This is a genomic window from Bacillus cereus group sp. N6 (assembly GCF_016483705.1).
Lineage (GTDB): Bacteria > Bacillota > Bacilli > Bacillales > Bacillaceae_G > Bacillus_A > Bacillus_A wiedmannii.
The window spans coordinates 1-450 of the sequence record NZ_JAEHBI010000212.1; the positions used below are offsets into that span (position 1 = coordinate 1).

A 450-nucleotide genomic window follows, 5' to 3' on the forward strand; every position below is an offset into this window, starting at 1 on the left:
AAGGGAAACGAAAGAGGAATCATTTGGAAGAAAGACACGTTTTCCATTTTGCAGTAATGTAGTCTGCCCAAGAAACGCCTCGTATGTATAGGACGATTTCATTTCTTCCATTTGTTTTTGGATAAACCCATGTTTCAATTGTTCGGCACGAAGTTCCTTGTATTTTTCTGTTGGATTTTCGATAATTTTTTGTAATGTTGTTTGATATGTTTGTAAAAATGTGGACGCTAGTTGTTTTTGTTGTGCTTTCGATACCTTGATATGAGGCAATTCATCTGTAAATAAAAAGATACTACTCATAAAACGAAGAATATCCCAATAAAACGGCCCGATATAAGAATTCTTAAAGTCAGCGACATCAAATCGTAAAGTCCCCTCACGATCATCAAAAATAGCTACGTTTTGGGCATGCGCGTCTCCTTCTAACCAAGTTTGAATGGGTGTGTGTTG

At 36.7% G+C, this 450-nt stretch carries 1 protein-coding gene; it reads right to left on the reverse strand.

The window, feature by feature from the left end; genetic code table 11:
• Positions 1-450: DUF2252 family protein (locus JDS99_RS30990; protein ID WP_199696503.1), on the reverse strand; the 450-nt coding region annotated here is incomplete at both ends.